The sequence below is a fragment of the Oceanimonas sp. MB9 genome (assembly GCF_011319775.1).
In the GTDB taxonomy this organism is placed as follows: Bacteria; Pseudomonadota; Gammaproteobacteria; order Enterobacterales; family Aeromonadaceae; genus Oceanimonas; species Oceanimonas doudoroffii.
The window spans coordinates 123,863-149,780 of sequence record NZ_VFBE01000011.1; the positions used below are offsets into that span (position 1 = coordinate 123,863).

Annotated in this window: 25 protein-coding genes and 4 tRNA genes; 10 read left to right on the forward strand and 19 right to left on the reverse strand. The window is 55.8% G+C overall.

Translation table 11 applies throughout. The annotated features are described in order from the left end of the window. Positions 1–18 precede the first annotated feature (18 nt). The 3 genes from yfbV (at position 19) to OJHNALOF_RS16785 (ending at position 2,163) form a co-directional block, all read left to right on the forward strand. On the forward strand, positions 19–459 hold the full coding sequence (yfbV, locus tag OJHNALOF_RS16775; RefSeq protein WP_094201751.1) for a terminus macrodomain insulation protein YfbV: 441 nt from the start codon (positions 19–21) through the stop codon (positions 457–459). Positions 460–602: 143 nt separating this feature from the next. Next, positions 603–1,103, forward strand: a complete 501-nt coding sequence (tpx, locus tag OJHNALOF_RS16780; protein ID WP_165662759.1) for a thiol peroxidase — start codon at positions 603–605, stop codon at positions 1,101–1,103. Between the two features lie 154 nt (positions 1,104–1,257). Next, a complete protein-coding gene (locus OJHNALOF_RS16785; RefSeq protein ID WP_094201753.1) occupies positions 1,258–2,163 on the forward strand; it encodes a TIGR01777 family oxidoreductase in 906 nt (301 codons plus the stop codon). Between the two features lie 61 nt (positions 2,164–2,224). On the opposite strand, the gene OJHNALOF_RS16790 is transcribed toward OJHNALOF_RS16785, so the two are convergent. Both OJHNALOF_RS16790 and OJHNALOF_RS16795 read right to left on the reverse strand, forming a co-directional pair. After that, on the reverse strand, positions 2,225–4,648 hold the full coding sequence (locus OJHNALOF_RS16790; RefSeq protein ID WP_165662760.1) for an ABC transporter permease: 2,424 nt from the start codon (positions 4,646–4,648) through the stop codon (positions 2,225–2,227). Continuing rightward, the gene (locus OJHNALOF_RS16795; RefSeq protein WP_094201755.1) at positions 4,641–5,324 is read right to left on the reverse strand and encodes an ABC transporter ATP-binding protein; all 684 of its coding nucleotides are present in this window, start codon (positions 5,322–5,324) and stop codon (positions 4,641–4,643) included. Before OJHNALOF_RS16795 ends, OJHNALOF_RS16790 begins: the two co-directional genes overlap by 8 nt. Between OJHNALOF_RS16795 and OJHNALOF_RS16800 the strand changes: the two genes are divergently transcribed. Next, positions 5,323–5,925 (forward strand): arylesterase, encoded by a 603-nt coding sequence (locus OJHNALOF_RS16800; protein WP_165662761.1) that lies wholly within the window; start codon positions 5,323–5,325, stop codon positions 5,923–5,925. The two genes, OJHNALOF_RS16795 and OJHNALOF_RS16800, sit on opposite strands and share 2 nt — an antisense overlap. Here the strand turns inward: OJHNALOF_RS16800 and OJHNALOF_RS16805 are convergent. The 6 genes from OJHNALOF_RS16805 to gltX form a co-directional block, all read right to left on the reverse strand. Further along, the gene (locus OJHNALOF_RS16805) at positions 5,922–6,593 is read right to left on the reverse strand and encodes a DNA-3-methyladenine glycosylase I (RefSeq protein ID WP_165662762.1); all 672 of its coding nucleotides are present in this window, start codon (positions 6,591–6,593) and stop codon (positions 5,922–5,924) included. The genes OJHNALOF_RS16800 and OJHNALOF_RS16805 overlap by 4 nt on opposite strands. A 110-nt stretch (positions 6,594–6,703) precedes the next feature. Further along, a tRNA-Ala gene (locus OJHNALOF_RS16810) sits at positions 6,704–6,779 on the reverse strand. 19 nt (positions 6,780–6,798) lie between these two features. Then, positions 6,799–6,874: transfer RNA gene (locus OJHNALOF_RS16815), tRNA-Ala, on the reverse strand. 38 nt (positions 6,875–6,912) lie between these two features. Then, positions 6,913–6,988 (reverse strand) — tRNA-Ala (locus tag OJHNALOF_RS16820). Between the two features lie 28 nt (positions 6,989–7,016). Next, positions 7,017–7,092: transfer RNA gene (locus tag OJHNALOF_RS16825), tRNA-Ala, on the reverse strand. 216 nt (positions 7,093–7,308) lie between these two features. Then, a complete protein-coding gene (gene gltX, locus OJHNALOF_RS16830) occupies positions 7,309–8,721 on the reverse strand; it encodes a glutamate--tRNA ligase (RefSeq protein ID WP_165662763.1) in 1,413 nt (470 codons plus the stop codon). A gap of 189 nt (positions 8,722–8,910) precedes the next feature. Between gltX and OJHNALOF_RS16835 the strand changes: the two genes are divergently transcribed. After that, entirely contained in the window at positions 8,911–9,459 is a 549-nt protein-coding gene (locus tag OJHNALOF_RS16835) for a LysM-like peptidoglycan-binding domain-containing protein (protein WP_165662764.1), read from the forward strand. A 158-nt stretch (positions 9,460–9,617) separates the two neighbouring features. Next, positions 9,618–9,905: a hypothetical protein gene (locus OJHNALOF_RS16840; protein WP_165662765.1), complete on the forward strand. Its 288-nt coding sequence runs from the start codon at positions 9,618–9,620 to the stop codon at positions 9,903–9,905. A 91-nt stretch (positions 9,906–9,996) separates the two neighbouring features. Here OJHNALOF_RS16840 and OJHNALOF_RS16845 read toward each other — a convergent pair whose 3' ends face one another. Next, positions 9,997–10,686, reverse strand: coding sequence for a pirin family protein (locus OJHNALOF_RS16845; protein WP_165662766.1), 690 nt, complete (start codon positions 10,684–10,686; stop codon positions 9,997–9,999). Between the two features lie 640 nt (positions 10,687–11,326). On the opposite strand from OJHNALOF_RS16845, the gene OJHNALOF_RS16850 reads away from it, so the two are divergent. The 3 genes from OJHNALOF_RS16850 (at position 11,327) to OJHNALOF_RS16860 (ending at position 15,306) form a co-directional block, all read left to right on the forward strand. After that, on the forward strand, positions 11,327–11,797 hold the full coding sequence (locus OJHNALOF_RS16850; RefSeq protein ID WP_165662767.1) for a prepilin peptidase: 471 nt from the start codon (positions 11,327–11,329) through the stop codon (positions 11,795–11,797). 4 nt (positions 11,798–11,801) lie between these two features. Further along, positions 11,802–14,447, forward strand: coding sequence for an ATP-binding protein (locus OJHNALOF_RS16855; protein ID WP_165662768.1), 2,646 nt, complete (start codon positions 11,802–11,804; stop codon positions 14,445–14,447). Positions 14,448–14,565: 118 nt separating this feature from the next. After that, positions 14,566–15,306 carry a response regulator transcription factor gene (locus OJHNALOF_RS16860; RefSeq protein ID WP_165662769.1) on the forward strand — a complete coding sequence of 247 codons (741 nt, stop codon included), beginning with the start codon at positions 14,566–14,568 and terminating at the stop codon, positions 15,304–15,306. 4 nt (positions 15,307–15,310) lie between these two features. Here the strand turns inward: OJHNALOF_RS16860 and OJHNALOF_RS16865 are convergent, their stop codons facing one another. From OJHNALOF_RS16865 to cpaB, 8 genes are read right to left on the reverse strand one after another with little or no spacing between them, the layout of a single operon-like run. Next, positions 15,311–15,595, reverse strand: a complete 285-nt coding sequence (locus tag OJHNALOF_RS16865) for a DUF3613 domain-containing protein (protein ID WP_206063778.1) — start codon at positions 15,593–15,595, stop codon at positions 15,311–15,313. Positions 15,596–15,640: 45 nt separating this feature from the next. After that, positions 15,641–16,582, reverse strand: a complete 942-nt coding sequence (locus OJHNALOF_RS16870) for a tetratricopeptide repeat protein (RefSeq protein ID WP_165662770.1) — start codon at positions 16,580–16,582, stop codon at positions 15,641–15,643. Continuing rightward, a complete protein-coding gene (locus tag OJHNALOF_RS16875; protein ID WP_094201766.1) occupies positions 16,579–17,463 on the reverse strand; it encodes a type II secretion system F family protein in 885 nt (294 codons plus the stop codon). Before OJHNALOF_RS16875 ends, OJHNALOF_RS16870 begins: the two co-directional genes overlap by 4 nt. Position 17,464: 1 nt before the next feature. Next, complete coding sequence (locus tag OJHNALOF_RS16880; RefSeq protein ID WP_169716419.1) at positions 17,465–18,337, reverse strand: type II secretion system F family protein; 873 nt, start codon at positions 18,335–18,337, stop codon at positions 17,465–17,467. A 27-nt stretch (positions 18,338–18,364) separates the two neighbouring features. After that, entirely contained in the window at positions 18,365–19,612 is a 1,248-nt protein-coding gene (locus OJHNALOF_RS16885) for a CpaF family protein (protein WP_165662771.1), read from the reverse strand. Next, the gene (locus tag OJHNALOF_RS16890; RefSeq protein WP_094201769.1) at positions 19,609–20,781 is read right to left on the reverse strand and encodes a hypothetical protein; all 1,173 of its coding nucleotides are present in this window, start codon (positions 20,779–20,781) and stop codon (positions 19,609–19,611) included. The genes OJHNALOF_RS16885 and OJHNALOF_RS16890 overlap by 4 nt, the downstream gene beginning before the upstream one ends. 9 nt (positions 20,782–20,790) lie before the next feature. After that, a complete protein-coding gene (locus tag OJHNALOF_RS16895) occupies positions 20,791–22,029 on the reverse strand; it encodes a type II and III secretion system protein family protein (protein ID WP_165662772.1) in 1,239 nt (412 codons plus the stop codon). Positions 22,030–22,045: 16 nt separating this feature from the next. Next, the gene (cpaB, locus tag OJHNALOF_RS16900; RefSeq protein ID WP_094201771.1) at positions 22,046–22,987 is read right to left on the reverse strand and encodes a Flp pilus assembly protein CpaB; all 942 of its coding nucleotides are present in this window, start codon (positions 22,985–22,987) and stop codon (positions 22,046–22,048) included. A gap of 388 nt (positions 22,988–23,375) precedes the next feature. On the opposite strand from cpaB, the gene OJHNALOF_RS16905 reads away from it, so the two are divergent. After that, complete coding sequence (locus OJHNALOF_RS16905; RefSeq protein ID WP_165662773.1) at positions 23,376–23,606, forward strand: Flp family type IVb pilin; 231 nt, start codon at positions 23,376–23,378, stop codon at positions 23,604–23,606. Between the two features lie 72 nt (positions 23,607–23,678). Here the strand turns inward: OJHNALOF_RS16905 and OJHNALOF_RS16910 are convergent, their stop codons facing one another. Continuing rightward, positions 23,679–25,205, reverse strand: coding sequence for a ShlB/FhaC/HecB family hemolysin secretion/activation protein (locus OJHNALOF_RS16910; protein ID WP_165662774.1), 1,527 nt, complete (start codon positions 25,203–25,205; stop codon positions 23,679–23,681). Between the two features lie 393 nt (positions 25,206–25,598). Continuing rightward, positions 25,599–25,918, reverse strand: a 320-nt coding sequence (locus OJHNALOF_RS16915; RefSeq protein WP_206063779.1) for a hypothetical protein, incomplete at its 5' end; no start/stop codon positions are given.

Genomic DNA, 25,918 nt, shown 5'->3' on the forward strand with positions numbered 1-25,918 from the left:
AGACTGCCTGGAGGACATATGAGTCCCTTTACCCACACCCTGCATCGCGGCCAGCAATACCTGGCCATCTGGCCACAGGAGCGCCGTCTGGCGCCGCTGTTTCCCGAATGCCGCATTATGGTCGCCACTCGTTATGGGGTACGCACCATGCCGGCGCTGATCACCCTGAGCCTGTTGCTGCAGTTTCAGTTTGGTGCCCCCCACTACTGGCCCAGCGTGGTGGCCTCGGTGCTGTTTTTGGCCAGCCTGCCGTTGCAGGGCTATTACTGGCTGGGCAAGCGGGCCGATACCCATTTGCCGCCGTCGCTGCGGGAATGGTACCTGCAAATTCACGACAAGCTGGCCGCCGCCGGCGGCCGGGTCAAGGCACCGGTGTCCCGCCCCCGTTATTTTGAACTGGGAGAGACCCTGAACTCGGCGTTCAAGCAGCTGGACAAGTCCTTTATCGAGGAGCCCTGAGGCCCGTGATCAGGCCGGCAGGGCCGGCTTCGCACGACGCTGTTCTCGCACGATAAAAGCTGTGTCCAATGCGGAAAACTGTTACCTTAGTCACTCATACTGATAACCAATCACCAACAACCGCAATCATCAGGAGAGTCTCAATGTCATCCGTTACTTTTCAGGGGAATTCCGTTGCCGTTTCCGGCCAGCTGCCGACCGTAGGCCAGGCTGCTCCCGACTTCACCCTGACCGGCGCCGATCTGAGCGACATCAAGCTGGGCGACTTCAAGGGCAAGAAGGTACTGCTGAACATCTTCCCCAGCGTGGATACCGGCGTGTGTGCCACCAGCGTGCGCACCTTTAACGAAAAGGCCGCCGGCCTGAACAACACCCAGGTGCTGTGTGTGTCCATGGACCTGCCCTTTGCCGGCAGCCGCTTCTGCGCCGCCGAAGGCCTGGAAAACGTGCAGGTGGCCTCTGCCTTCCGTCACACCGAGTTCCTGGCCGACTACGGCGTAGCCCTGAGCGACGGCGCCCTGCGCGGCCTGTCCGCCCGTGCCGTGGTATGCATTGACGAAAACGGCAAGGTAACCCATGTTGAGCGCGTGGCCGAACTGACCAACGAGCCCGACTACGAGGGAGCCCTGGCCGCGTTGAAGTGATCCTGCCGGATCCCTGCACGCTTTTGATTTTATCATTAAGATCAACCAACTATCCTGACAAGGCGGGGTAATCTACAGACTTACTCACAGATAATGTGGATAACCCTCGTCTGGCGCGGGGCCACTCAGGCCCCGCCACTTGAAGGAGCCAGCGATGAAGATACTGCTTACCGGAGGAACCGGCTTTATCGGCAGCCGCCTGATGAGTCACCTGCGTCCGCACCATCAGGTGTCGGTACTGAGCCGTTCACCCAATAAGGTGTATCAGCGCCTGGGGCACGACATTGACGCCCTGCCTTCCCTTGATGACCTGCCCGATCTCGATCAGTTTGACGCCGTTATCAACCTCGCCGGCGAACCCATTGCCGACAAACGCTGGAGCCCGTCCCAGAAAACGCGTATCTGCCACAGCCGCTGGCGCATCACCGAGCAACTGGTGGAAAAGATCAAGGCCGGCAGCAACCCGCCCGCCGTGGTAATCAGCGGCTCGGCGGTGGGCTTTTACGGTCGCCAGGGTGACACCCTGGTGGACGAAGACACCCACCCTCACCCTGAGTTCAGCCACGAGGTCTGCTCCCGCTGGGAGGAGCTGGCTCAGCAGGCCGAAACCGAACACACTCGCGTGTGCCGCATTCGCCTGGGAGTGGTACTGGGCGCCGAAGGCGGCGCCCTGGTAAAGATGCTGCCCAGTTATCGCTTTGGCCTGGGAGGCCCTATCGGCTCGGGCAAGCAATACATGTCGTGGATCCACATTGAAGACGTGGTCAATCTGATCCTGTTCTTGCTGGAGCACGAGGAATGCAATGGCGCCTATAACGCCACCGCCCCCGAGCCGGTCACCAATGCCCAGTTCAGCAAAACCCTGGCCGGTAACCTGGGCAAGCCCCATTTCGCCCGAGTGCCGGCCTGGACCATGAAGCTACTGTTCGGTGAAATGGCCGACCTGCTGCTGACCGGCCAGCGAGTGATGCCGGTGCGACTACAACAGGCGGGGTTTCACTTTCGCTACCCCACCCTCGACAAGGCCCTGAAAGAAACCCTGAGCGCCCCCCGGCTGTAAGGGCGCCTGGCCCACGCGAACTGTCTTGTTCGCGTGGGCGCGCCGCAGCCCGGATCGCGCACTATCCCCACTGCCGCAACCGGTTTATCAAGGCCCCGCTGAGCAGGCCGCCGGCGCGGCCGGTAAGCAACAACAGCACGGCGCCCAGGGCCGGCAACGCCAGCCACAACCCAGGGTGCGGCTGCCAGGGCAGATCCAGCCACCAGGGCAGCAACACCGCCACGCACAGCTCCACCGCCAGCGCTGCCGCCAGCCCGGCCACCAGCCCCGCGCCCAGCCATTCCCAGCGCAACGAGGCGCGGATCAGCCGGTTGCCCGCCCCCAGGGTGCGCAGCAGCACCAGCTCCCGCCGGCGACTGGCCAGGGTGGCTTCCACCTGGGCCAGCAGCACCAGCAGGCTGGCCCCAGTGACCAACGCCATGATCACCAGCAGCGCCCGGCTGACCTGGGCCAGTATGGTGCGCAACTGTTGCAGCAAGGCCTCAACGTCAAACACTGTAATGGTGGGAAAGGCACGGATCAGCTCCACCTCCACCGCCTTAAGGCGTTCGGGCAGGTAAAAGCTCGCCATCCAGGCCGCCGGGTAGTCGGCCAGCACGTCCGGGCTCAACACCAGGTAAAAATTGGGCTTCATGCTGTCCCAATCCACCTCACGAAGGCTACGCACCTCGGCAAAGACCCTTTGTCCGGCCAGATCCAGGGTGAGGATGTCGCCCAGCACCAGCCCGAGCCGCTCCGCCAGCCCGCTTTCCACCGACACACCGCCGGCGGCGGCCGACCACTGGCCGTCCACGATGCGGTTGCCCTCGGGAACCTCTTCGCTCCAGGTGAGGTTGAGCTCACGGCCCAGGCCGCCGCCCCGCTCGCTGCTGATCTCCGCCACCGGCACCGCATTCACCTGCGCCAGCCGCCCGCGTACGATGGGATAGAAGCGCGATGAGTCCAGCCCGTTGTCTCTCAGCAGCTGCGCCACCGGATCCAGCTCGGTGTCGGCAATATTGATCAGAAAACGGTTGTGGGTGTCGGCAGGCAACCGGGCCAGAAAGCCCTCGGTTAGCTCGCCCCGTACCACCCACAACAGGCTGGCCAGAAACAGGGCCAGTGCCACGCCACCAAACTGCAGCAGGGTGGCGAGGCGGGCCCGGTTCAGCCGGCCCAGCGCCAGTCGAAAGGCCACACTGCCCCGAGGTAGCCGGGCCAGCGCCAGCAACACTCGGCACAGCCCGCCCAGCACCAGTACCAGTGCCAGCAGTCCCAGCAGCAGGCCGCCGGCCAGCCCCAGGCTGCCGGCGAACAGCCAGCTCAGCACCACGACACCCGCCAGCAGTATGCCACCGCTAAGCCAGGGCGAAATGCGTGCCTCGGCCTCGTTGCGCAATACTCGCAACGGGGGCACCCCCAACAACCGCAGCAGGGGCACCACCGACAGCATCAGGGTCGTCAGCAGGGCCAGGCCACCGGCCACCAAAAAGGGCGTGAGCGAAGGCGGCGGCAGCGGTATCGCCATGGCCTCGCCCAGGGCCAGCAGGATCAGCTGATGCACGCCATAACCCGCTACCGCACCAAGCAGGGCGCCAAGCAGCATCAAGCCCGTCAGCAGTCGTGCCAGCCAGGCCAGCAACTGCCGCCGCCCCGCCCCCAGGGTTTTAAGCAGGGCAATGCGGTCCTGCTCTCGACGGGAGAAATACCCCAGCGCGATGGCCATGGCCAGAATGCCCAGCAACACGCCGGTGAGCGAAGCCAGCCGAAAGAACTGCTCGGCCCGCGTAATGGAGCGGGCCACCGGCGTGTCGGCGTTATTGGGGCCGCGCCAACGCTGGCCCTGCTGCAACTGCGGCTGCAGCCAGCGGGCGTAGTCCGTCAGGGCCTTGTCGTCGCCCTTGAACAGGTAGCGGTAGCGGCTGCGGCTGCCTTCCATAAAAATGCCGGTGGCAGCCACGTCATCCAGGTGCATCAGGGCCCTGGGGGCCAGCAAGAAGGGAGAAAAGCCCTGATCCGGCTCGCTCACCAGCTCTCCTGCCACGATCAGCCGCAGGTTACCCAGCTCCACCGTGGCCCCGGGAGCCAGGTTCAGCAGCGCCAGCAGCCGGGCCGACAACCAGATATAGCCCGGCTTTACCTGGCCTTGCGGCGCCAAGACCAGCTCACCGTAAAATGGAAAGGCATCGTCCACGGCGCGAATGCTGGCCAGTTGCAACTGCTCGTTGGCAAACAGCACGCTGTTAAAGGATTGCCCCACCGACACCTGCAGCCCCCGCTCCTGGGCCTCGGCCAGCCATGACGCTTCGGCAGGCCGGCTGCCACTCAGCACCCGATCGGCGGCGATATAGTCCCGTCCCGACACCTTGAGCGCGGCGTTCAGCCGGTCCGCCACCAGGGTCACACTGAGAATGCTGGCCACACACAACGCCAGCGCCAGCACAAACAGTCGCAGCGGGCCGCTGGCCACTTCCCGTCGAATCAGTCCCCAGCCCAGGCTAGCCATGCTGCTCCTCCAGATGACCGGCGGTCATCAGCAGGCGCCGCTCGCAGCGGCCGGCCAGGGAGTCATCATGGGTGACAATCACCAGGGTAGTGCCGTGCTGACGGTTAAGTTCAAACAGCAAATCGATGATATGGCCGCCGGTCTGGTGATCCAGATTGCCGGTGGGCTCGTCCGCCAAGAGAATGTCGGGCCCGGTCATAAAGGCGCGGGCGATGGCCACTCGCTGCTGCTCGCCCCCGGACAGTTGGGCAGGAAAGTGGCTCATGCGCGCCCCCAGCCCCACTCGCTCCAGCAGCGCCCTGGCACGCTCCCGGTTGCCATTGCCCTCTTTCAGCTCGGCGGGCAGCATGACATTTTCCAGGGCGGTCAGGGTAGGCAGCAACAGAAAGGACTGAAACACAAAACCGATGTGCTCCGCCCGCAACACGGCGCGCTGCTCTTCGTTCAGGCTGGCGAGGGATTTGCCGGCGATATGGATCTCGCCCTCGCTGGCGGAGTCCAGCCCCGCCAGCAGCCCCAGCAGGGTCGACTTGCCCGAGCCCGAGGCGCCCACCAGCGCCAGGCTCTGGCCGGCCTTGACTTCGAGGTTGACACCCTGAAGGATGGTGAGGTGCTCGTCGCCCAGGCTGACCCGGTGCGCGAGATCCACCACGCGAATAATGGAAGAGGTTGTCATGCTGCGAATCCTTGTGCTGTTGATCTGGTTATTGTCTCCCGCCCTGTGGGCGAACACCCTGCTGGTGCTGGGTGACAGCCTGAGCGCCGGTTATCGCATGCGTGCCGAGCAGGCCTGGCCCCATCTGTTGGCCGAGCAATGGCAGCAGGAAGGCCGGCAAATCACCGTGGTCAACGCCAGCGTCAGCGGCGACACCACTCAAGGGGGACTGCAACGGCTGCCCCCCCTGCTGCAACGACACCGGCCCAGCCTGGTGCTGCTGGAACTGGGCGGCAACGATGGCCTGCGCGGCCTGCCGCCCCGGCTGATAGAGCGCAACCTCGAGCGCTTGATAGCCCTGGCCAATGAAGCCGGCGCCCGGGTCATTCTCACCGATATTCAGCTGCCTCCCAACTATGGCCAACGCTACCTGCAGCAGTTCGAAGGGGTATTCAGCCGGCTGGCGGATCAGCACGGTGTGCCGCTGCTGCCGTTTTTTGTGGCGCCGCTAATCGGCCAGAGTGGCATGATGATGGACGATGGCATTCACCCCACCGCCGCCGCCCAGCCGCTGATCGCACAACAGGTCAGTGCGTTTCTCACACCCTATCTCACGCCCTAACCAATGGAAAAGGCCAGGGTCTTGCTGATTTCACTCAGGCTCAGGCCGCTTTGCTCACGCCAGGTGTTAAAGGCGGCCTGGGCCTGGCTCATGCCTTTTTTGCTGCCCAGGGCCGCATCTACCACGCCGTGATGCTGCAAATAGCCACCGACATCGCCGGTAAAGAGAAAGGTATCCACCCCCAGCCGGCGCAGGGCATAAGGGGCGATATTGCCCCCGAGCAGGCGACCGTGCCGGCGAATTTGCTGCCACAGGCCCACCATGTCGGTGGTCGGCCAGTTCGCCACAAAGGCGCCAAAGCCACCGAGCTCCCTGCCCAGGGTCAGCACCATTTGTGCATTGACCGGCACCGCAGCAATCTTCTTCGCGTGGCGCACTATGCTGGGATCATGATTGAGCCGCTCCAGGTGATGCTCGTCCAGCAATAGCATTTTATGGGGATCAAAGCCAAAAAAGGCCCGTTCAAAGTCCGGCCACTTGTCGCGAATGACCCGCCACACAAAACCGGACTGAAACAGGCTCATGGTAAAGGAAGACAGCCAGCGGTCGTCGGGAATGGCGGCCAGCTCGGCGGGACTCAGAACCGGGGTGGCAATCAGCCGGCGCAGCGCGGCCTCGCCGCCATGACGGGCGCAGGCCCGGGCAAAGATATGATCGAAGTGCTCCATGAAAACAGTCTCGTTCGAGTTTGCTTCATTGTGCGCACCGAAAGTGAAAAAAACCAGTGACGGTTTAAAACGAAAAAAGCCGCAGTCAGTCGACTGCGGCTTTTTAAATTTGGTGGAGCTACGCGGGATCGAACCGCGGACCTCTTGCATGCCATGCAAGCGCTCTCCCAGCTGAGCTATAGCCCCGAATTGGGTCAGATTGTTTTGGTGGAGCTACGCGGGATCGAACCGCGGACCTCTTGCATGCCATGCAAGCGCTCTCCCAGCTGAGCTATAGCCCCAAAACAATACTGTTTTACTGGTGTTAGTTTCTGCCGCCTGGTGGAGCTACGCGGGATCGAACCGCGGACCTCTTGCATGCCATGCAAGCGCTCTCCCAGCTGAGCTATAACCCCATTTGGCAGAAACTGCTCTCGACTTAAGTGGTGGAGCTACGCGGGATCGAACCGCGGACCTCTTGCATGCCATGCAAGCGCTCTCCCAGCTGAGCTATAGCCCCGCTTAAGTCGTTGCAGGAAGCTTGTCCCTGCGAGCGATGCGCATAATAGGCACAGGGCCGTTCAGAGTCAACCGCCAAATAAAAAAAACCGTTCAAGCAATCATTTTTTAAACAATGAGGTGATAATGCGAACACTTGGCGGTGAAACACTAAGGTGACTGGATAGAAAAACGGCGTTGCCTTGGCAACGCCGTTTATTCATTTCAGCAGGGCTGATCAGCCCTGGGCGCGCTCGGCAATAAAGGCAAGGGCCATGTCGATGCGGGCCAGCACCTTGTCCTTGCCCAGCAGGGCCATCACGCCGTCAATGGCCGGCGACTGGCCAATGCCGGTCACCGCCACCCGCAGCGGCATGCCTACCTTGCCCATGCCGAGTTCCAGTTCGGCGGCCACGGCGTTCACCACTTCGTGAATGGCGGCGGGCTGCCAGTCGGCCAGCTCTGCCAGCCGAGTACGGGCCAGGGCCAGCGGCTCGGCCGCCACCGGGCGCAGGTGCTTCTTGGCGGCGCCGGCCTCGAACTCGCTGAAGTCTTCATAGAGGTAACGGCTCTGGGCCGCCAGTTCCTTCAGGGTGTTGCAACGCTCGGCATAGAGGCCGATCACCTCGGCCAGGGCCGGGCCTCGGGAAAAGTCGATGCCCTGGTCACGCATGTGCCATTCCAGGTGGCCGGCCACTTCCTCGGCGGGCAGGGTCTTGATGTAGTGCTGGTTCAGCCACAGCAGCTTGTCGGTGTTAAAGGCGGACGCCGACTTGCTGATGGCATTCAGGGAGAACAGAGAAACCATCTCATCCAGGCTGAAGATCTCCTGATCACCGTGGGACCAGCCCAGCCGCACCAGATAGTTAAGCAGGGCCTGGGGCAGGTAGCCGTCGTCCCGGTACTGCATCACGCTGACCGCGCCGTGGCGTTTGGACAGTTTGGCGCCGTCGTCACCGAGGATCATCGACACATGGGCAAACTCCGGCACCGGAGCGCCCAGGGCCTGGTAAATGTTGATCTGGCGCGGGGTATTGTTGATGTGGTCTTCACCGCGCACCACATGGGTGATTTCCATGTCCCAATCGTCCACCACCACGCAGAAGTTGTAGGTGGGGGCGCCGTCGGTGCGGCGAATGATCAGGTCGTCCAGCTGATCGTTGGCAAACTCGATGCGGCCACGCACGTGATCATCAAACACCACACTGCCCTCGGTGGGGTTCTTGAAACGGATCACATGGGGGGCATCGGCGGCGTGATCCCGGCTGCCATGGCGGCAGGTGCCGTCGTAACGGGGCTTTTCGCCGGCGGCCATTTGCTGCTCACGCAGGCCTTCCAGCCGCTCCTTTGAGCAGTAACACTTGTAGGCCTTGCCTTCTTCCAGCAACTGGTCGATCAGCTGGTTATAGCGGTCGAAGCGCTTGGTCTGGTAATAAGGGCCCTCATCCCAGCTCAGCCCCAGCCAGTTCATGCCTTCCAGAATGGCGTCGATGGCCTCCTGGGTGGAACGCTCGAGATCCGTGTCTTCAATGCGCAGCACGAATTCGCCCTGCTGGTGACGGGCATAGAGCCAGGAGTACAGCGCCGTGCGGGCACCGCCTACATGGAGAAAGCCGGTAGGACTGGGGGCGAACCGAGTTTTAACTGTCATTCTTTCTGCCTTGATTGAGTGAAGGGGCCAAACAGGCCTCGTGGAAGTGAATCGGTGGCTATTTTAGCACCCGGGGCGCACGGGCGAAACGCCTTGTCGCGCGCCCAGCTTCGGCCGCAAAAAGGCAGGCTCACCCGCTTGTGGAGTTGGTTGGCGCTGGATACACTTGTGGCCGCGACGGAGGGGATTATGACCAGAAGAAAAAGTGCAGCCAGAGGCCATCAACGAGTGTCGACCGGCACTCGTATCAATCAGCTAACCCTTCCGGCCCGCCGAGGGCTGGGCCAGTTGCTGGCTGCCCTGGGGCAGTTCCCCCGCCGGCACCGACTGGCACTGCTGGTGCTGGTTCCGGCCTGGTTGCTGCTGCTGGGCTGGCAACCGGCGCCCCCCGCTCCCTCCGGCCCGGTGACCGGCAGCCTGACGGTGCCCCTGAGCGACGCCGACAAGCGGGTGATTGACGTGCCCACCGGCGGCAAGCGCATCGACCATACCCTGACCTCCGGTGAAACCCTGTCTTCACTGTTCCGGGACTGGCAGCTGCCTGGCCAGGAGCTGATTGCCCTGGTGCGCGCCGAGCCTTCCTACAAGCCTCTGAGCCGGCTGCAGGCCGGCCAGCAGCTCACCCTGGTGCTGGCCGCCGATGGCCGCCTGCAATACCTGGAAATTCGTGACAACGGACTGGTGCTGAATGCCTTTCGCCGCCTCGGTCAGGAGTTCAGCGCGGTCAGCGTGCCCTGAACCGACGATATCAGTTGCACATGAGGATCTTCCCTGAGGTAAAGGTGTGTGCAGGGAGGGCGTTATGTGCATGGCGCGGCGCCATCCTGATTCTGCAATGCCTGTGGTAAACTGTGACCTTCATCAAGTTTTAGTTACACCCGCAGGGAGCCACTCGAATGAACTTCAAGGCCTTTCACGCCTCACTCAATCAGCCCAAACCACCTGCCGGCCTGTCCGATGCCCTCACTGCCCTCTGGCTCGACGCCAACGGCCAGTGGGAGGAAGCCCACGAGTGCATTCGTGACAACGGCGACCAGCCTTCGGCCTGGGTGCACGCCTATCTGCATCATGTGGAAGGCGTGCTGTGGAACGCCGACTATTGGTACGGCCGCGCCGGCAAGAAACGCCCGGCCTGCTCCATCAAAGAGGAATGGCAGCAAATTGCCCAGGCCCTGCTGGATTGAAGGCCTGAACCCACGGCCGCAACAGAAAAAAGCCCCGGGCGCAGGCCCGGGGCTTTTGTGGTCGAAGGGGTGGCATTGAGTTGCGGCAGCCTCAGGGCAGCTCAAATATCAGCGCGCGCACCGGCCGAAGGGCGGTAAAGTCCAGACGGGATTCGTTACTGATGGCGGCGCCATCACCGGGAGCCAACCGCTCGCCATTGACGGACAACTCTCCTTCTACCAGTTGCACCCAGGCCCGGCGCCCGGAAGTCAGCGCCAGGCTACTCTCTTGCCCCTGTTCCAGCCATAACTGATATAGACGGGCGTCTTGCTTGATCACCAGCGAGCCTTCGGCACCGTCCGGACTGACCACCAGGGTGAGGGCGGGCTCATTGCCAAAGTCCTTCTGCTGATAGCCTGGCTCACCACCGCTCACCTCGGGCTCTATCCAAATCTGCAGAAACTTCAGCGGTTGAGTCGTTGAAGGGTTGAATTCGCTGTGCAGAATGCCTCGGCCGGCAGACATCAGCTGAAACTCACCCGTGGTCAGCACCTTTTCGTTACCTGAGCTGTCCCTGTGGGCAATGCTGCCTTCCAACACATAACTGATGATCTCCATGTCTCTGTGGCCGTGAGTCTCGAAGCCGGCTCCCGGTGCAACCGAGTCGTCATTGATCACTCGCAGCCGGGAAAAACCCATGTGTGCGGGATCGTAATAATGACCAAATGAAAATGTATGCCGGCTGTTCAGCCAGCCAAAGCTGGCCCGGCCGCGTTCATGAGCGTTTCTGATAGTGATCATGGAATCTCCTAAAATCAGGCCTTTTAACCCGGAGCCAACCGGTTCAGGGTACAAGGAAGCCGTTAGCGCCACCCGGCAACAGGGCCATTAATTCATAAAATTTGAACCAACAGAACCACGATTGGCGCGCTGAATGATGGCTAAATGTAAACTTGGCTCCAGTTTATTCAGGAGTTAAAAGGAGTGATAGCGGAATGATTTGGCAACGACCTTGAATATTTTTGAACAACCATAACTCAGAAGTCGAGGGATAAAGGGTCTTCTCCCTCATTGCTTGGCTGTTGTTGGCGTATGAGACGTTAGTTAACTCGGTTAAGCCGCGCCGCCCTTTGCCAATTCGAGGCTCATTTATATCAATAAACCACTCTGTACTTGAAAGAGACTGAAATGTTAAAAATATAAGCCCCCTACTCTAACTTAAAAACACTCGTCCTATCTAGGTCGTTTATTTGAAAGAGGGGGCTTGCTGATTCCGACAATCATTTTACATGAAAAAATGTGATCTACATTCACTCACCCACTTGCTCCGGCTCGAATTGAGCAGCTAACATATCAACATTATCGTAACAAAGTCAGGCGCGTCATTTGAACTATACTTAATCGTCACACTCCCTCTATTACCACATAGCATGAACATAAAATGACTTACATTACAATTATTACATGGATAACATTGTGTGCTTGGCAGGATGCCAGAGAGAAAAAAATATCAAACCAGCTGATTCTTTATGGATTGGGAGTGGCTTTGATATGGATGTTCTACTTTGGCACCACGCTGACAGGACAGCCGGTTAGTGAAGGCATTACGGCCGCCCTGCTTTCTCTTTCCCTGACCCTCCCCGGATATCTAATGGGGAAAATGGGTTCGGGTGATGTGAAAATGATGATGACATTATCTCTCGCTTGTGGTTCAACAAAAATATTATGGCTATTTTTCATCGCTACAGTCGTGATGATAATCTGGTTATATTCCGCACCCAAGGTATGGAACAGATTTCCAGAAAATATGAAACAGCACCTTCCGATGTTATCTCCGGAACATGTAAATGAACCACCTTATGCGCCTTTCATATTGACTGGCGCACTCTTTTCCTTTCCTTTGGCGAACTAAGCGCATGTTTAAAAAATGGTTTCAGTCAAAAGAAGACACCATCCCAAAAACCATAAACAAAAGAAATACACCGTACCCAGGCCTAATGGCAAGGCTAAGCGAAGAAGGCGCCATTTTGCAACTGGATGGTTCACTAACATCCAGGATACCTCATGAATATAGACATTTAAATGACCTGTTACCTTCGCAAGGGCTTGATATGCATCCTCACGAATGGGAGGGTGAAACACTTCAAACTTGCATAAGGGATCATGACAACCGCCCTATTTACTTGATAGGTAGTATTCATAAGGAGTGCGACATATGGAAACTGAGCCTGCTGGATATCACGGAACTGCAGGAAGAAAAGTTAATTAGAGAAAAAAAAGAGAAGTTAATAAACATTGCCATCAAATGTTCTCGCGAAATATCTGCAAGCTCGCGTCTTTTTTTAATGGAAAGTATAGCCAATGCCATTTCCAGTATAGTACAAGCATTTCACTGCACTCAGGTATCATTGCTCGTTCAAAAAGATAATGGTTTTTGGCATCATTTAACCCCCCCCTCAAAAAAAGAAAAGTTAAATACTCACACTCATTTGTATGATATCAGCACACAGATAAACAATTTAAACGACGACATCATTATCCTCTCCGACTTTATTTCAGCAAGTAAAGGCATCACATTTATCATTCCTTACTATCAGGAGAACAGGAAATCTGTATGCTTGCAAGTCACAGAATGCTCCTCATCTCCAGACATAGCGAAGGAGTGGAAAAACATTGCTCAAATACTGCTTTCTGCAGTAGCCACTCGACTCAGTGAAACCAAGTTATACAACGAAAAGAGTCGCCTTTTTCACATAGCAGCTCAACAGGGAACCTACTGGTGGGAGTATAACCACGGGACGGCACATTTTCGACTATCCGCGGAAATGGAAAAAATTCTTGAACTCCCCGCTCGCTATGACAAAAATGACTTCTTTTCCAAGGTCTTTCATGCTGAACGAGAAGAATTCAAAGACCGTTTCAATGAGGCGATCAACCGAAGAGTGAGCTTTAGACAAAAAATCAGACTACAGACTGCAGGGAATAAAATTTTATGGTATGACTTTTGTTTTGATAATGAAAGCTCACTTTGTCTGGAGCCTGGCTTTATTGGGGGCAGCCTGAGCAATGTGAATACACACTTCCTGCATGAACAGAATGCGAGTAAGGCACATGAAAGGATAACCTCACTTGTCGCCAACGCGCCAGCCGTCATCTATATACAGGAATATAATGATGGTTCACTTAACAATGTTTTCCTAAGTGATAGCATAAGTAACGTTCTAGGCTTGAGCGCGGAAAAGATAAAGGAGGACACATTACTTAACTACATCCACCCAGAAGATAAGGAAACATTCCATACAAGAACGAAAACACTGCTTAAAAAGGGCATTGCTAGCTCACAATACCGCTTACTAAGGGCTGATGGTAGTTACCGCTGGGTATTGGACGAAGCAAAGCTATTACGAGATTCATGGGGAAAACCTCAGGAAGTTATTGGTTTATACATTGATGTAACAGATGCTGTTATTGCGAATGAAGAACTGAATATCAGTAAAGAGCGGTACCGGATACTCATTGAGGACTCACCAGCCATTATTTGCAGATACAGTTACGAACTTGATTTAACGTTTGCCAACAAACAGCTTCTTTCTTACTTGAAGATTGAAAATCTGAAAGATAACAGCATTAACTTAAAACCTTTCCTGTCTGAAGTTCAAATTTCAAACTTTAACAAAAGATTGAAATCACTCACTCCATCAAAGCCGATAGTTAATGCAGAAATATGCTTCCAATTCCCTAACCAAGAGCCATTATGGGTTGTTTGGGCAGAGCGAGGAATTTTTGACAACTCCGGAATACTCCAAGAGGTTCAGGCCGTTGGCCGTGACAACACAGAAGTGCACAATGCCCGTTTAGAAATGTATCAAAGCGCAAAAATGGCAATCGTAGGTGAAATGGCCACCACCATGGCGCATGAAATAAACCAGCCACTATGTGTGATGAAAATGTCACTCAAAAACTTATCGAGAAAACTCAACAGCTCCGACTGCGACAATGAATACATAATTAAAAAACTTAATCGAATTGAAGAGCAAATAACCAGGAGCACAAAAATTGTCGACCAGCTTAAACTTTTTGGCCGTCGCTCTGCACTGGAAGATACATTCTTCGAACCTCAAAACGCTATCGCTGGCGCACTTTCATTAACTAGACCAACTTTATCCAAATGCGACATAGTTCTAAGCGTGTCTACATCACCAGCTCCCCTAATAAAAGGACATCAGGATCAACTTGAACAGGTATTGATCAATCTTATTATCAATGCAAAAGATGCATTATTGGAAGCGTACGCCAACTCCCATGAACTTAAACCACAGATCAAACTGGATCTTTCCCATCATGATAACACGCTACTCATTACAGTAGAGGACAATGGAGGAGGAATCCCAGATTATTTTCTAGAGAAAATATTTGAGTCATTTTTCACAACAAAACCTCATGGTAAAGGCAACGGGTTAGGTCTGGCTATCAGCCGCAGAATCATCAAACGAATGAATGGTGAGTTAACAGCTGAAAACACTGCAAACGGCGCTCGATTCACTATTTACCTTCCTTGTTAGAAGATAAACAGGTTATCGCTTTTACTTAATGACGAGCTTGAGTCATATGGAGTTGTAGCAAACTCGGTTACTAGTATATTATCACACAGTTACAATACAAACTTGTCCAGGTGGCGAGATGAAAGCAGATTCACTAAAAAAAATACTCATCGTGGATGATGAACCTATCATCACAGAGGAGTTGAGCGAGTACTTTGACGATCATGGCTACCAGTGCTTGTGCTGCCATGAGCATGATACCGCTATCTCCATGTATCGGAAGCATAAAGATATCAGCATTGTCCTTAGCGATTTTCATATGCCCGGAAAGGATGGCTTGGTGCTGCTGAAGTCTTTGCTAGAAATGTCCAGACACTCCGCTCGGCCATTAAAAACCATTCTTTTCACCGGCCAGTCCGAAAAGGAGGATATCATTAATGCCCTACGCTGCGGCATTTCAGATTATCATGCCAAGCCTTTGGATATGGAGGAGCTATTAACCAGTGTGGAAAAGCTGAATTCCGAATTAAGCCAGGAGAGTGGTTCTCAGCAAATTGAACAAATAACTGCAAAACTGAATCATCTCTCCAAGTGCATGGATGAGCTCCGTGAAGACATATCTCAATTAAATAATAATGACAATCCAATTCCGGATAAAAATCAAGCTCATGAAAATGAGCAGGCAAGTGAACTACTGGAAAAGCTCTCACCGAGACAGCAAGCCGTCGCTCGCCTGATTGGAAAAGGAATGACCAACTATCAAATTGCCGTCGCACTGGGGCTAAGCGAAAACACAATCAAACTTTATGTTTCTCAAATTTTGCGCCTGACAAACATGAAAAACCGCACTCAAATCGCACTCACACTGGCGAACCAATAACGGTTTAATTTCCTATCTTGCCTTCGCTCCCTTGCTCATAACGCTCAGGAATCGAATGCTTGTAACTATCCAACCAACGTTGACTCGCCAGTTCCTGCTCGGTCGGTGTCGAAGCTTGCACATTGGTGGAGGCAGCATTTCCTTCCCGTTGCAATTGCAACCATCGTTCGGTCTGGCTAACTAGGCGCTGCTCCATGATACCCTGCCGGTCCTTATTCAACGGATTGGCAGCCAGAACAGAGGGCAGTGCCAAAAGTGCCACCGCCGTGTAATAACGGAACAATACCATTACCATCTCCTTATGCTGTTAAGCCGCAGGGAATCAGGCCCCCGGCTACCTGATTGAAATAGGAACAATAGGTTGGGCAACCGTATCCACACGTTGAACCCCCTGCACCCGTCTCACGGTCGTAACACCTTCCTTTGCGATGTTCGAATCATTACGTGCGGTGTAGTCCGAGCGGTAAATAGCACCTGACGTTGGTACGCCCTTCGCTGGCGGCGGCTGTTGTTTTATGGAAGCCACATCGACCTTCCGTTTACTGACAGGATCGATACCGGCCTCCACAACCGAACTCTGATCCTGCTGGCGCATAGCTTTCGCCTTGGCCAGTGCACTTTGGTATTGCTTACTACTCAGCTGGTAGCGGGAAGTCAATCTGGCCGCACCATTGAAGTTATCCTGATACAATGTCAGCGCCAACAGATTAAGTAAGGCTCGTTGGTTCGATTCATTCAATTCGGCAGCCGTTAGCAACTCAAAGCGAGCTTCGTCCAAATGACGCAGGTTCATATAGATAACTCCCAGATCATTTCTCATCGCTTCATTGGTAGGTTCAAATATAATCGCTTGCCTCATATATTGCAGCGCGACCTGATTGTCCCCTTGCTGCACAGCCATCTGCGCCAAGCCATGGTAGCCTTCAGCAACCAGACAAGTTTCAAGCAAGTCCCTATAAAGGGTTTCAGCCTCGGGACGTTTCAGCAAACGCAACACTTGAGCCTTGCCCGCTCGGGCAGCCGGCAACTCGGGAGGCAACCGCTCCAGATTGGCCAGCGCAGCATGCAGTTTGCCTGCAGATACCATTTCCCTCGAATAACTCACTGCCAGCTCATGCTCACGTGACAAGGATTCACACGCAGGAGCAGTGGGCCTTTCCATTCCGATAAGGTAGGGAGAGTCATCGTTATCATTACTATGTGCATTCTGTGCCGGTAGCGAAGCACAGCCACTCATCAAGCAGGCCGTAGCTATCAGCACTAAGGTTTGCTTCATCCCATTTCTCCAAAGGCTCTTACAATGGCCATAAAACCAGGCCCTGCCAACACTATCATCAGCGCAGGAAACAAAAAGGAAATCATCACAATCGACATTTTTGCCGACATTTTGGACACTTTTTCCTGCAGCGCGGTCACTCTTCTTTCCGTCAGCAACTCTTTCATTGCCAATAACGATGCCATGGCTCCACTACCCTGCCGGGATAATTGCTCCAACACCACAAAGCAGTCGCTCACCTCATCCACCGCTATCAGGTTGGCACTCCGCTGTAATTCCTCCTGAAGCGACATGCCGGCATCAACCCTGTTGAGCATTTGCTCCAGCTCCCAAGACAGTTCAGGCAATATCCTTCGCCCTTCAATGGAAAGTATTCTCAAGGCCTGCTCAACTGTCATCCCCACCTCAAACAGGATCCTCAGCAACGGCAACGCCATTTCTATCTCTTCAGCGAGCCGGCCCTGTCTGCGCTTCGCACTGTTTGCCAACCACCTCTTGGGTGCGAGATAGCCAATGGCTGCCAAAGACAGCATGGTTAACCAGGAACTTCCCGGCGCGGCACTCAATAATGACGCCAACTGACTCACCAGCATCAAGACTATCGGCAGTCCAAGCTGAATGGCGACATAAAGGGCTTTTTGTTTACTTTTACGCCACCCGAGCTGATTGAGTAACCTGATCGTTTCACTGTCCAGACGAAGGCTGCGCTTGCTTAGGCGGCTGCGACCGAATTCATGAAGCAGCTTTTCCCTGTCGAGCGTACCGCTCACCCCCAACTTCCTCTTGATGGCCCGACGCTGCCGTCTCTCATCTAGAAACAGCATAAATAGCAATATGGCAAGGCACAGCTGGAGCAGGGAGCTGATGAGAAAGGCATTCATATCAGATGCTCCTCAACATTCGCCAGAGTAGCAGGGAGCCCAACAGCTGAAACATAAACGAAATCAGCAGAATAAATTTGCCCGATGGATCCTGCCATAGCTCCATAAAAAAGTCGGGACTGGAAATAAAAACATAAGCAGCCAGCGAAACCGGCAATATACCCAGGACCAGGGCACTAACACGGGTTTCCCCTGTCATGGCCTTGAGATGCCGGCCAGCCTTGTCTCTCTCGTGAATGATTCCAATCAGATTACCCAGCATTTCTAACGCATTACCGCCATACTTTTGGTTGACCCTGACCGCCATCGCCAACAAATGCAATTCCTTGATATTGTAAATCGCTGCCATATCCCCCATGGCCTCTTCCAGACTGACTCCCCTCTCGATAAACCGCTGACTTCTACCCAATGCGGCCTTTAATGGATTCGGCGCGGCAGATATGGCCAGTTCAAATGCATCGGGTAAGGTGCGGCCAGCCTTCAAACTACGCACAATATGATCAAGAAAGGCGGGTAACTGCATAACCATTTTGCGAATGCGTCTGCGCAAACGCACGCCAAGGAAAACACGCACCACAAGCAGCAATGCCCCCCCCACCATCAACGCCCCAAGCCCACCGGCCAGCGCATAAACACCTAAAAGGCAGCCAGCAAACGTTACTGAAGGCCAGAGCAGGCCGACAGAGCCCGTATCGAACCCGCTTTTGATCATTATTTTTTCAATTCTGCCCGGTGTCCGCCGAACATTAACCTGCCGGCCCAATCGCCCCGCAACCGATTCAGACCTGAGCTTGCGCGTGCCTTTCACGACCAGCCACCAGGATAATAGAAACAACATCAGTGCAAGCAGTCCGAACAGTATGGGTGCATTCATGATCATGCCCTCTCGGGTTTCACTGTATTAGGGCAGGTTTTGCAGCTTGTCACCGCAGGGTTTGGCCGACTCCTGCACAAAACGGTGAATCCCGTTATGCTGCAGGCGAAACAAGGAGTGGGTAACATACTGATTTTCCCGCAACGAGATAACTTCCAGTATTTCACTAACACAACGGCGCCCATCCGCTAGCCGCACCAGCTGAACGACCACATCAATAGCCGAGCACACCGTCTGGCGCAGCCTTCTCTCAGCGACCTGAACGCCGGACAATCCGACTAGGCTTTCCAGCCGCAACAAGGCATCCTGGGCATTGTTAGCATGAATGGTAGTCATGGAGCCATCATGACCGGTATTCATGGCCGTCAAGACATCCAAAACTTCCACTCCTCTAATCTCCCCCAGAATAATGCGATCTGGCCGCATTCGCAGGGCATTACGCACCAGTTCTCTCGCCGCTATTTCTCCATAACCATCGGCATTGGGCGGCCGAGTTTCAAGACGCACTACATGTTCATGTTTCAGCTGTAGCTCGGCAGTGTCCTCAATGGTGACGATCCGTTCGGCCGGTGAAATATGCTGGCTCAACAGGTTTAACATGGTGGTCTTGCCGGTACCGGTACCGCCGCTGACCAGAATGTTGCAACGCCGCTCCACGGCCAGTTCCAAAAATGAGAGGATGCCCTGATCCAACGAGCCTGAAGCCAGCAGGTCCGTGCTTTTCAGCATATCCTGGCGAAACTTCCGCACCGACAGGGCCGGCCCGTCGATGGCTACCGGAGGGATAACGGCATTTATCCGGCTTCCATCCGGCATGCGAGCGTCCACCATGGGTGATGACTCATCCAGCCGCCGTCCTACCGGTGCCAGTATGCGTTGAATGACCCTGACCAGATGAGCATCATCGATAAAGCGTAAGTCGCTGCGTTGCAGCACTCCACGACGTTCAATAAACAAGCGGCTCGGCCCGTTCACCAGAATCTCGGTGACTTCCGGATCCTTGAGCAATACTTCCAGGGGGCCAAACCCAACCAGCTCGTCCACTAACTCTTCACTGAGCTGCTCCTGCTCATAACGGGAAATGGGAATATGTCGGCTTCTGGCATAATCCGCCACCTGGGCGTTAACAAATGGGGTGAGCTGATGGCGCCCTCGATCCAGAAGATTGTCCGGATGTTCTTCAAGGGCCTCAATGATGTAGCGGTGCAAGGCACCTTTGAACGCCACGATATTTCCCTGCCCGTGGCCGTCTCCAAACCGGGATTCATGCTTCATGATATCGCCTCGACCATTCTTCTGATCCACCCCTTGCCTTCTTTACGCCGCCCGCCGTGTTTTATTTCGTGCTCCAGCAGGGATTTCAATGCCCGGCCAAGAGCATCTCCGGAAGACAGTTGGGAAAGTCCCTGACCATTATTCTTCGCCTTGAGACGGCTAGCAGGGCTGGGCGGGAGTGTACCGGCCAGCGGCAGTTCGAAGGAGGTCGATAAAGTGTGAGCATCCGGCGCTATTTGGCGTATATAGCCATCAACCAACAGGGCAATATGTTCCAACCGAACCCCTGCATCCCGCCACCGGTGAAGCAGCCGCAGGTTGCGTTTGCAACAGGACACACTTTGGTCAACATACCAGTAAACCTGCTGGCACATCCCCACCAGGGCGCGTACTTGCTCACTGTCATGCTGACCGGCCAGGTTGATAATGATATGGTCAAAATGCTGGCCAAGCGCCCCCTTTAGTAAATAGAGCTCGGTAGATGCTACATCGTGATATTCCGGATCGTCCTCTCCACGGGTCAGTACACAGAGGCCACTATGATGTTGGCTGAATGCACTTTCAATCATGCTGCTGTCAAGACGCCTCAGATTTCTCAGGGCATCTCCAAATGTAAAGCCCTGCTCAAGACCCAACATATTCAGAGATTCGCCTTCCGGCCTGCCAAGATCGATCAGTAACACCCGCTGTCCTTTCTTTTGTCGTCCTTCGGCAAGATAGACGGCCACCAGCGCCGCATCGGGCTCTGGCTGTGCGCTGTAAATCAGGCTGATACTATCGGTGCTCTGCTGCTGCGGAACCATGGGGAGACGCTGGGTGAGTCGGCGCACCAGCCCCAATACCTCTTTGTTGCGCATGCCATAAACAATAAAATCCCGGGCCCCCGCCCGCATGGCGTTGATAACCAGCTGATTGTCCATGCCATCGCCCATTCCCACTACCGTCAACAGTGGCCTGGCCGCCAACAAGCCTTCGATCAGGGAGCACTGGCTGGTCATGTTTTGCTGATCCAGCCCAATAAACACCAGGCTGGCCCCAGCGGTATCGCTCAATGCCAATATGGCGTCCAGGCGGTCGTCAACCGACAACACCTGATGGGGCAACAGGGTGGATTGCAACCACTCAACATCCTGCTGGTTGGCGGAATAAACAATAAATGTGTGCTCCATGCATCTCCCCTACCAAGATAGTCCCGCTTGCCTGTCAAAATCGCCGTTTTCCAGAAACAAGAGTTCAAAGGCGTTAGGGTTGTATTGCCGTAAGGCTTCACCTGGCAGATCCGGCAAATGTGCTCCCACCGCGAGCGGCTGAACCAGGTGCGGGGTGACGATCATCAACAGCTCTTTTTCTTCACGGGCAATACGGGAAGAGCGGAAGAACCCGCCCAGCACCGGTATGTCTCCCAGACCCGGCAGCTTGTCAACATCGGCATAATTGCTGGCGCTCATCAGCCCGCTGATCACAAAACTTTCACCACTGGCCAGGGCCACACTGGTGTCGGTGCGTCTTACATTCAGCGATGGCACCGTGGTTCCGGCAATGGAAACACCGGTATTAAAGTTCAGCTCGCTAACTTCAGGGGCCACCTTCAAGAGAATGCGGGACTCATCCACCACCGTTGGGGTAAGGCTGAGCCTGACACCAAATTCCTTATACTCGATGGATATTGAACTACCGTCCGTTGTGGGCACCGGCACAGGAAATTCACCGCCGGCCAGGAAACTGGCGCTCTGGCCGTTGAGCGACACCAGGCTGGGAGTTGCCAGGGTATAGGCAAAATTACTGTTTTCCAGCGCATTGAGCACCCCCAACACCTCTTTGGTGCCGCCGCCCCAGGCAATGTTAAAGCCATTCCCCTGCAGCGGAACGGGTGTGCCACTGTTGGCAGGCAAAACACCGCCAAGCCCCACACTGCCAATGGTGTTGCCGGGAGCACCAAACAAAAAGCTGCCGCGCTTACCAAACAGCGACACGCCGACGTCTTTCAGCTTGGTGCGGTTGACTTCCACAAAACGTATATCGGTTTGCACCTGACTGGGCACGCCCGCCTGTGCTGCCGACCGCTCGGACAGCGCCCGGGCGGCACTGCCCTTTACAAAAACCATACTGTGCATGGGCGCTGCCGCACAGGATGTCCAAATATTAAGGCTGGTCGCCCCCCCACCCACACCGGTCAGCAGCAAGCTGTTACGGCTGGTCAGTTTGACATCGGCAACCTGCGGATCTCCCACCGCCAATCTCGTGATCGGCACCGCCAGGCGCAGTTCTTCCTGCATGCCCTGATTGATTTCCATGGTGTCAGTCAGCTTGTTCAGGGCAGCGCAGCTTCCGGTTCGGCCATAAGCCGGGGAAAGCAACAACAGCCCGGCCAGAACAGCAAAAGGGACAGCCACCCATGTTTTAAACTTGTTCTTCATAACTCTGCCCTTTCCATTAAGGCGACTGACGAGAAACATCGGCTCCGCGATAAACCGGAATGGCGGACACGCGTCGAGTACCGGCCCGGCTTGGGGTGCGCTTCAGGGCCAGCTGTTCAAAGCGAAACAGCTGGTGTTCAATGTTCTGCCATTCGGACTCCCTGAGGCCATTGGCGAAATAGTCGGCCAGCCGCTTTTCTTCGGCACTGCGCACCGCCAGACGCAGGGTGCCGACTTCTGAAGCCAACATAAACCGCGTAATCAGGGGCGCAGGCACCGCCAGCACCGCCGTCTGAACCGGCCGTCTCCGGCCGGAGGCGCGGCCATCTTCCCGCTCGGTTTGATAGCGAACGGGCTCACCATTGGCGCCGACCGACAGTTCCTCGCCGTAACCCAGCACCCGCAGCGCCGGGATCACGACCTGAGCTGTCTTATCGCCCTGTCTCTCGGTCTGACGCAGGTAAAGCAGCACATCCACATAGTCGCCGGGTTGAATAAAGCCGCCTCCGCCGCTCACCTCGTCCACCGCAATGGCAACGGCGCGTTCCTTGTCGCCAATCAGGCTGGCTAGTGGGCCTCCCGCCCGGAACACCGACTGGGTGAGCACGGCACCGGCCGGCAGCTCTTGCCAAACATGACGACCAACCACCTCATCGACGGAAGAAAAGGACGCCGGAGGGGCGATGCGCAGTTGTTCAACGGCCAGGTGATCCGCTGTTATCTTTTCAAATGGAGCCAATGCACGGGCCAAGACCACCACCGGGCTGCGCGGCTCCCGTTCTTTCAATGACATCAGGGCGTCGGGCGGCGATCCGGCCTCAACCGGTATTGGCGAGGGGGAAGCGGACGGCGGCTCCACTAGCTGTTGTTGCTGGCTTAGCCTGATTCCCTGAACCCCCGCCACCACGGCCCCGGTAAGCAGTACCCCGGCCAGCACCAGGGTCAGTCGACTGTTCATTCGCACTCTCCGTTGCTCTTATGCATTGTCGTCTGTAGCCATATTTCCCCCCACGCTGCGACATGGAGGCTTCCAGAGTATGGCACCAAAGGACCTTATTGAGGCCACATTTAGTTAAAAATTGTGCTGTGAAGCACTCGCGCCGAGCCGACTGTTCGACTATAACTCTTTCAAGCCGAGCCGATATCCAGTCGTACCCGGTACTCCCTCAGGCTGAGTTTGCCTACTAAAACTCAACCGGGTTACCGCGTGTTGACCAGGTTCGATCACTAATGATGTACAGGTCAATGCTCAAGCAAGAAAAACACAGGGTATCGTAATGATTCGGCATTTTTAATGCTGTGCTTTATCTTGACTACAAAAACAATTAACAGGAAGGGCGCGAGAAATGGCGAATATCATGTTGAAGAGTTTCATCCAGGTTCAGTTAACCATCAGGGAATTTCTCCGCCGGGAAGACGGGGCCTCCGCCATTGAGTACGGCATTATTGCCGGCCTGATTGCGGTGGGGATTATTGCCTCGGTTGATGATATCGGCGAAAAGCTAAAAATATTCTTTGAGGGCATCGCGGAAGATCTTGAAACAGCGAGCCCAGCCCCAGCCCAGCCCCCAGCCTAACTAAAAACCTGTTTAAATTTAAATCCCAAAGCCCTTCTAGCCGGAGGGTTTTTTTATTACCCGCAATACAGGCTACAGGCTGTAACTCACATTCAGCCGAAAACGCGGATCCCGACTCAGGCTGTCTGCAGCCCGGTCGCCAAAAGGCTTTGCGGCCTCCAGGCTCAGGCTATAGTAGCGTTGCCCCCCAAACCGAATGCCCAGGGCATAAGAGCCGAGACTCGAGTCCTCCTCATTACCATTGTAAGCAAGCCTTGCCGCGTCCACCGCGCCGTAGGGCTGGATTAAACTCAACCAGGAATAGTCAGGGTAGAAACGATAGCCCAGTTCATAGGCCAAGCCCCACCCCTTATCTCCTTCGGCCTGATCGGAAGGGTAACCGCGTCCAAAGCTGCGCCCGCCAAAGGCAACCCGCTCACTCGCGGGCAGCTCATCCGCCGACCAGTAAAACGCCCCCGACACTACACTGTGCCAGCGGTCGGCAAAAAGATTACTCTGTACACCGGCAAGCCGCATGCGCAGAAAATCAATGTCTTTGTACTCTATGCTGGCGCCATTCAAGGGCGCGATATCGCTTCTCGCCCCCAACAGATCGAGGCCCTGATAGAGTCCACCACTCAGAATGCGCAGTTGATCCTGTTCAGCCAGCCTCCACTCCCCTTCCAGGGCCAGGGCCCTGATTCTGCTGGTGATCCTGGCACTTTCCCCGGCCAGTAAATCCGGCGTATTCACGCGATAATGGCGTTCGTCGTCAACGCCATATAACCGGGCGGTTGCAGTCAGGGATTCTGAATTGGACAGCCTGAATGGATGTGAGACCCCCAGCGACAGGCGGTCATTGCGGCGCTCTTCCCGGGCACGAATCGCGCCATTAGCGTCAAGGTTGACGGGCTCTTCCTTTTCACTACGGTAGGCCGACGCCATGGCGATCAACCGGGTGCCCTGGTCTCCGGCAAACTGGCTGTAGTCCACCCTTGCATAACGCTCCCTGTCATCTCCCTCGGGCACCGTGGTGGTCAACTTGAGCTGCTCTCCCGCCGTGGTATGGGAATTGAAATCAACCGATAGCAGCAGCTTGGGATCGTCCTGCTCATTGAGCTCCAGCGCCGAATTGAAGGCTACACCCTTACGGGTGGCTTCTGTGAGCAGCGTGACGGCGCCATCAGTGGTGGTGGGGGCCGGCACCGTCGCCTTGACATTCAGGCCCGGAATGCTCGCCATTAGGGCGGTATAACGCTCAAAGGTTTCCTTGCGCAGGGGCCGCTCCCCCACAATGTGGGCGGCAAAACGGCGGATCCGCTCGGCGGCACTGCCGGCCTCCCCCCGCGGCTCATGATGGGCGACATAGCCTTCCACCAGCACAATACGCACCTGACCAAAGCTCAGGTTCTGGGCGGGAATAAAAGCATAGGAAAGTGCATATCCATCGTCTTTATAACGCTGGGTAATACGTTCCGTAATGGCGGCCAGCTGCTGCAGGGAAACCTCTTTACCGATCAAGGCAGAGAATGGTGCGGCAATTTCTTCAAAGGGATAAACGGTCCCGCCTTCAATCAGCACATTATTGAGTGCAATTCTGGTCTCGGCGGGAAAAGACATGCTCGTCCCTTGGGCGGGCAAGGAAGTTTCGGCCCTTGCGGGGGCATACTGCTGTTCCAACCGGTGTTGCACCGGCACAGTGTTGTCCACATTATTACTATTAAGAAGCTCCGGAGTTTCGGCCATCACCGACAACAACGGCAGCATCCCTGCGACGGGTACCACGAAACGAAAATAAACGCCCATCAGATTGGCTCCTAGAATACCAGGTCACTTCAATGTGAAAATGCGCTTATTATTGGATCGCTGCCGTATCATTTCAAGCAGGAATAAAGTGTAAACCACTGAATCCATTAATTTTCAATTTTATCGAACAAAACAAAATACAGGCCGAGTCTACTCGTGCCTGTATTTTGTGTATGCGTCTGACTCGGTGAGGAAGCCCGGGTGCGATTATTGACTGCTTCCCAACAAGCCACCTGTCAGGCCGCCCACAGTACCGGTGACGGCACCTAGCAGGCCACTGGTATCATCGCCGAGCAGGGTACCGCCCGCATCTCCCTTCAATACACCACCGGTCAGGCCATCCACGGTGCCGGTCACATTACCGAGCAGGCCGCCATTATCGCCGCCCACCAGGCCACCGCCATCCAGCACGCCGCCGGTCAGGCCATCCACGGTGCCGGTCACATTACCGAGCAGGCCGCCATTATCGCCGCCCACCAGGCCACCGCCATCCAGCACGCCGCCGGTCAGGCCACCCACGGTGCCGG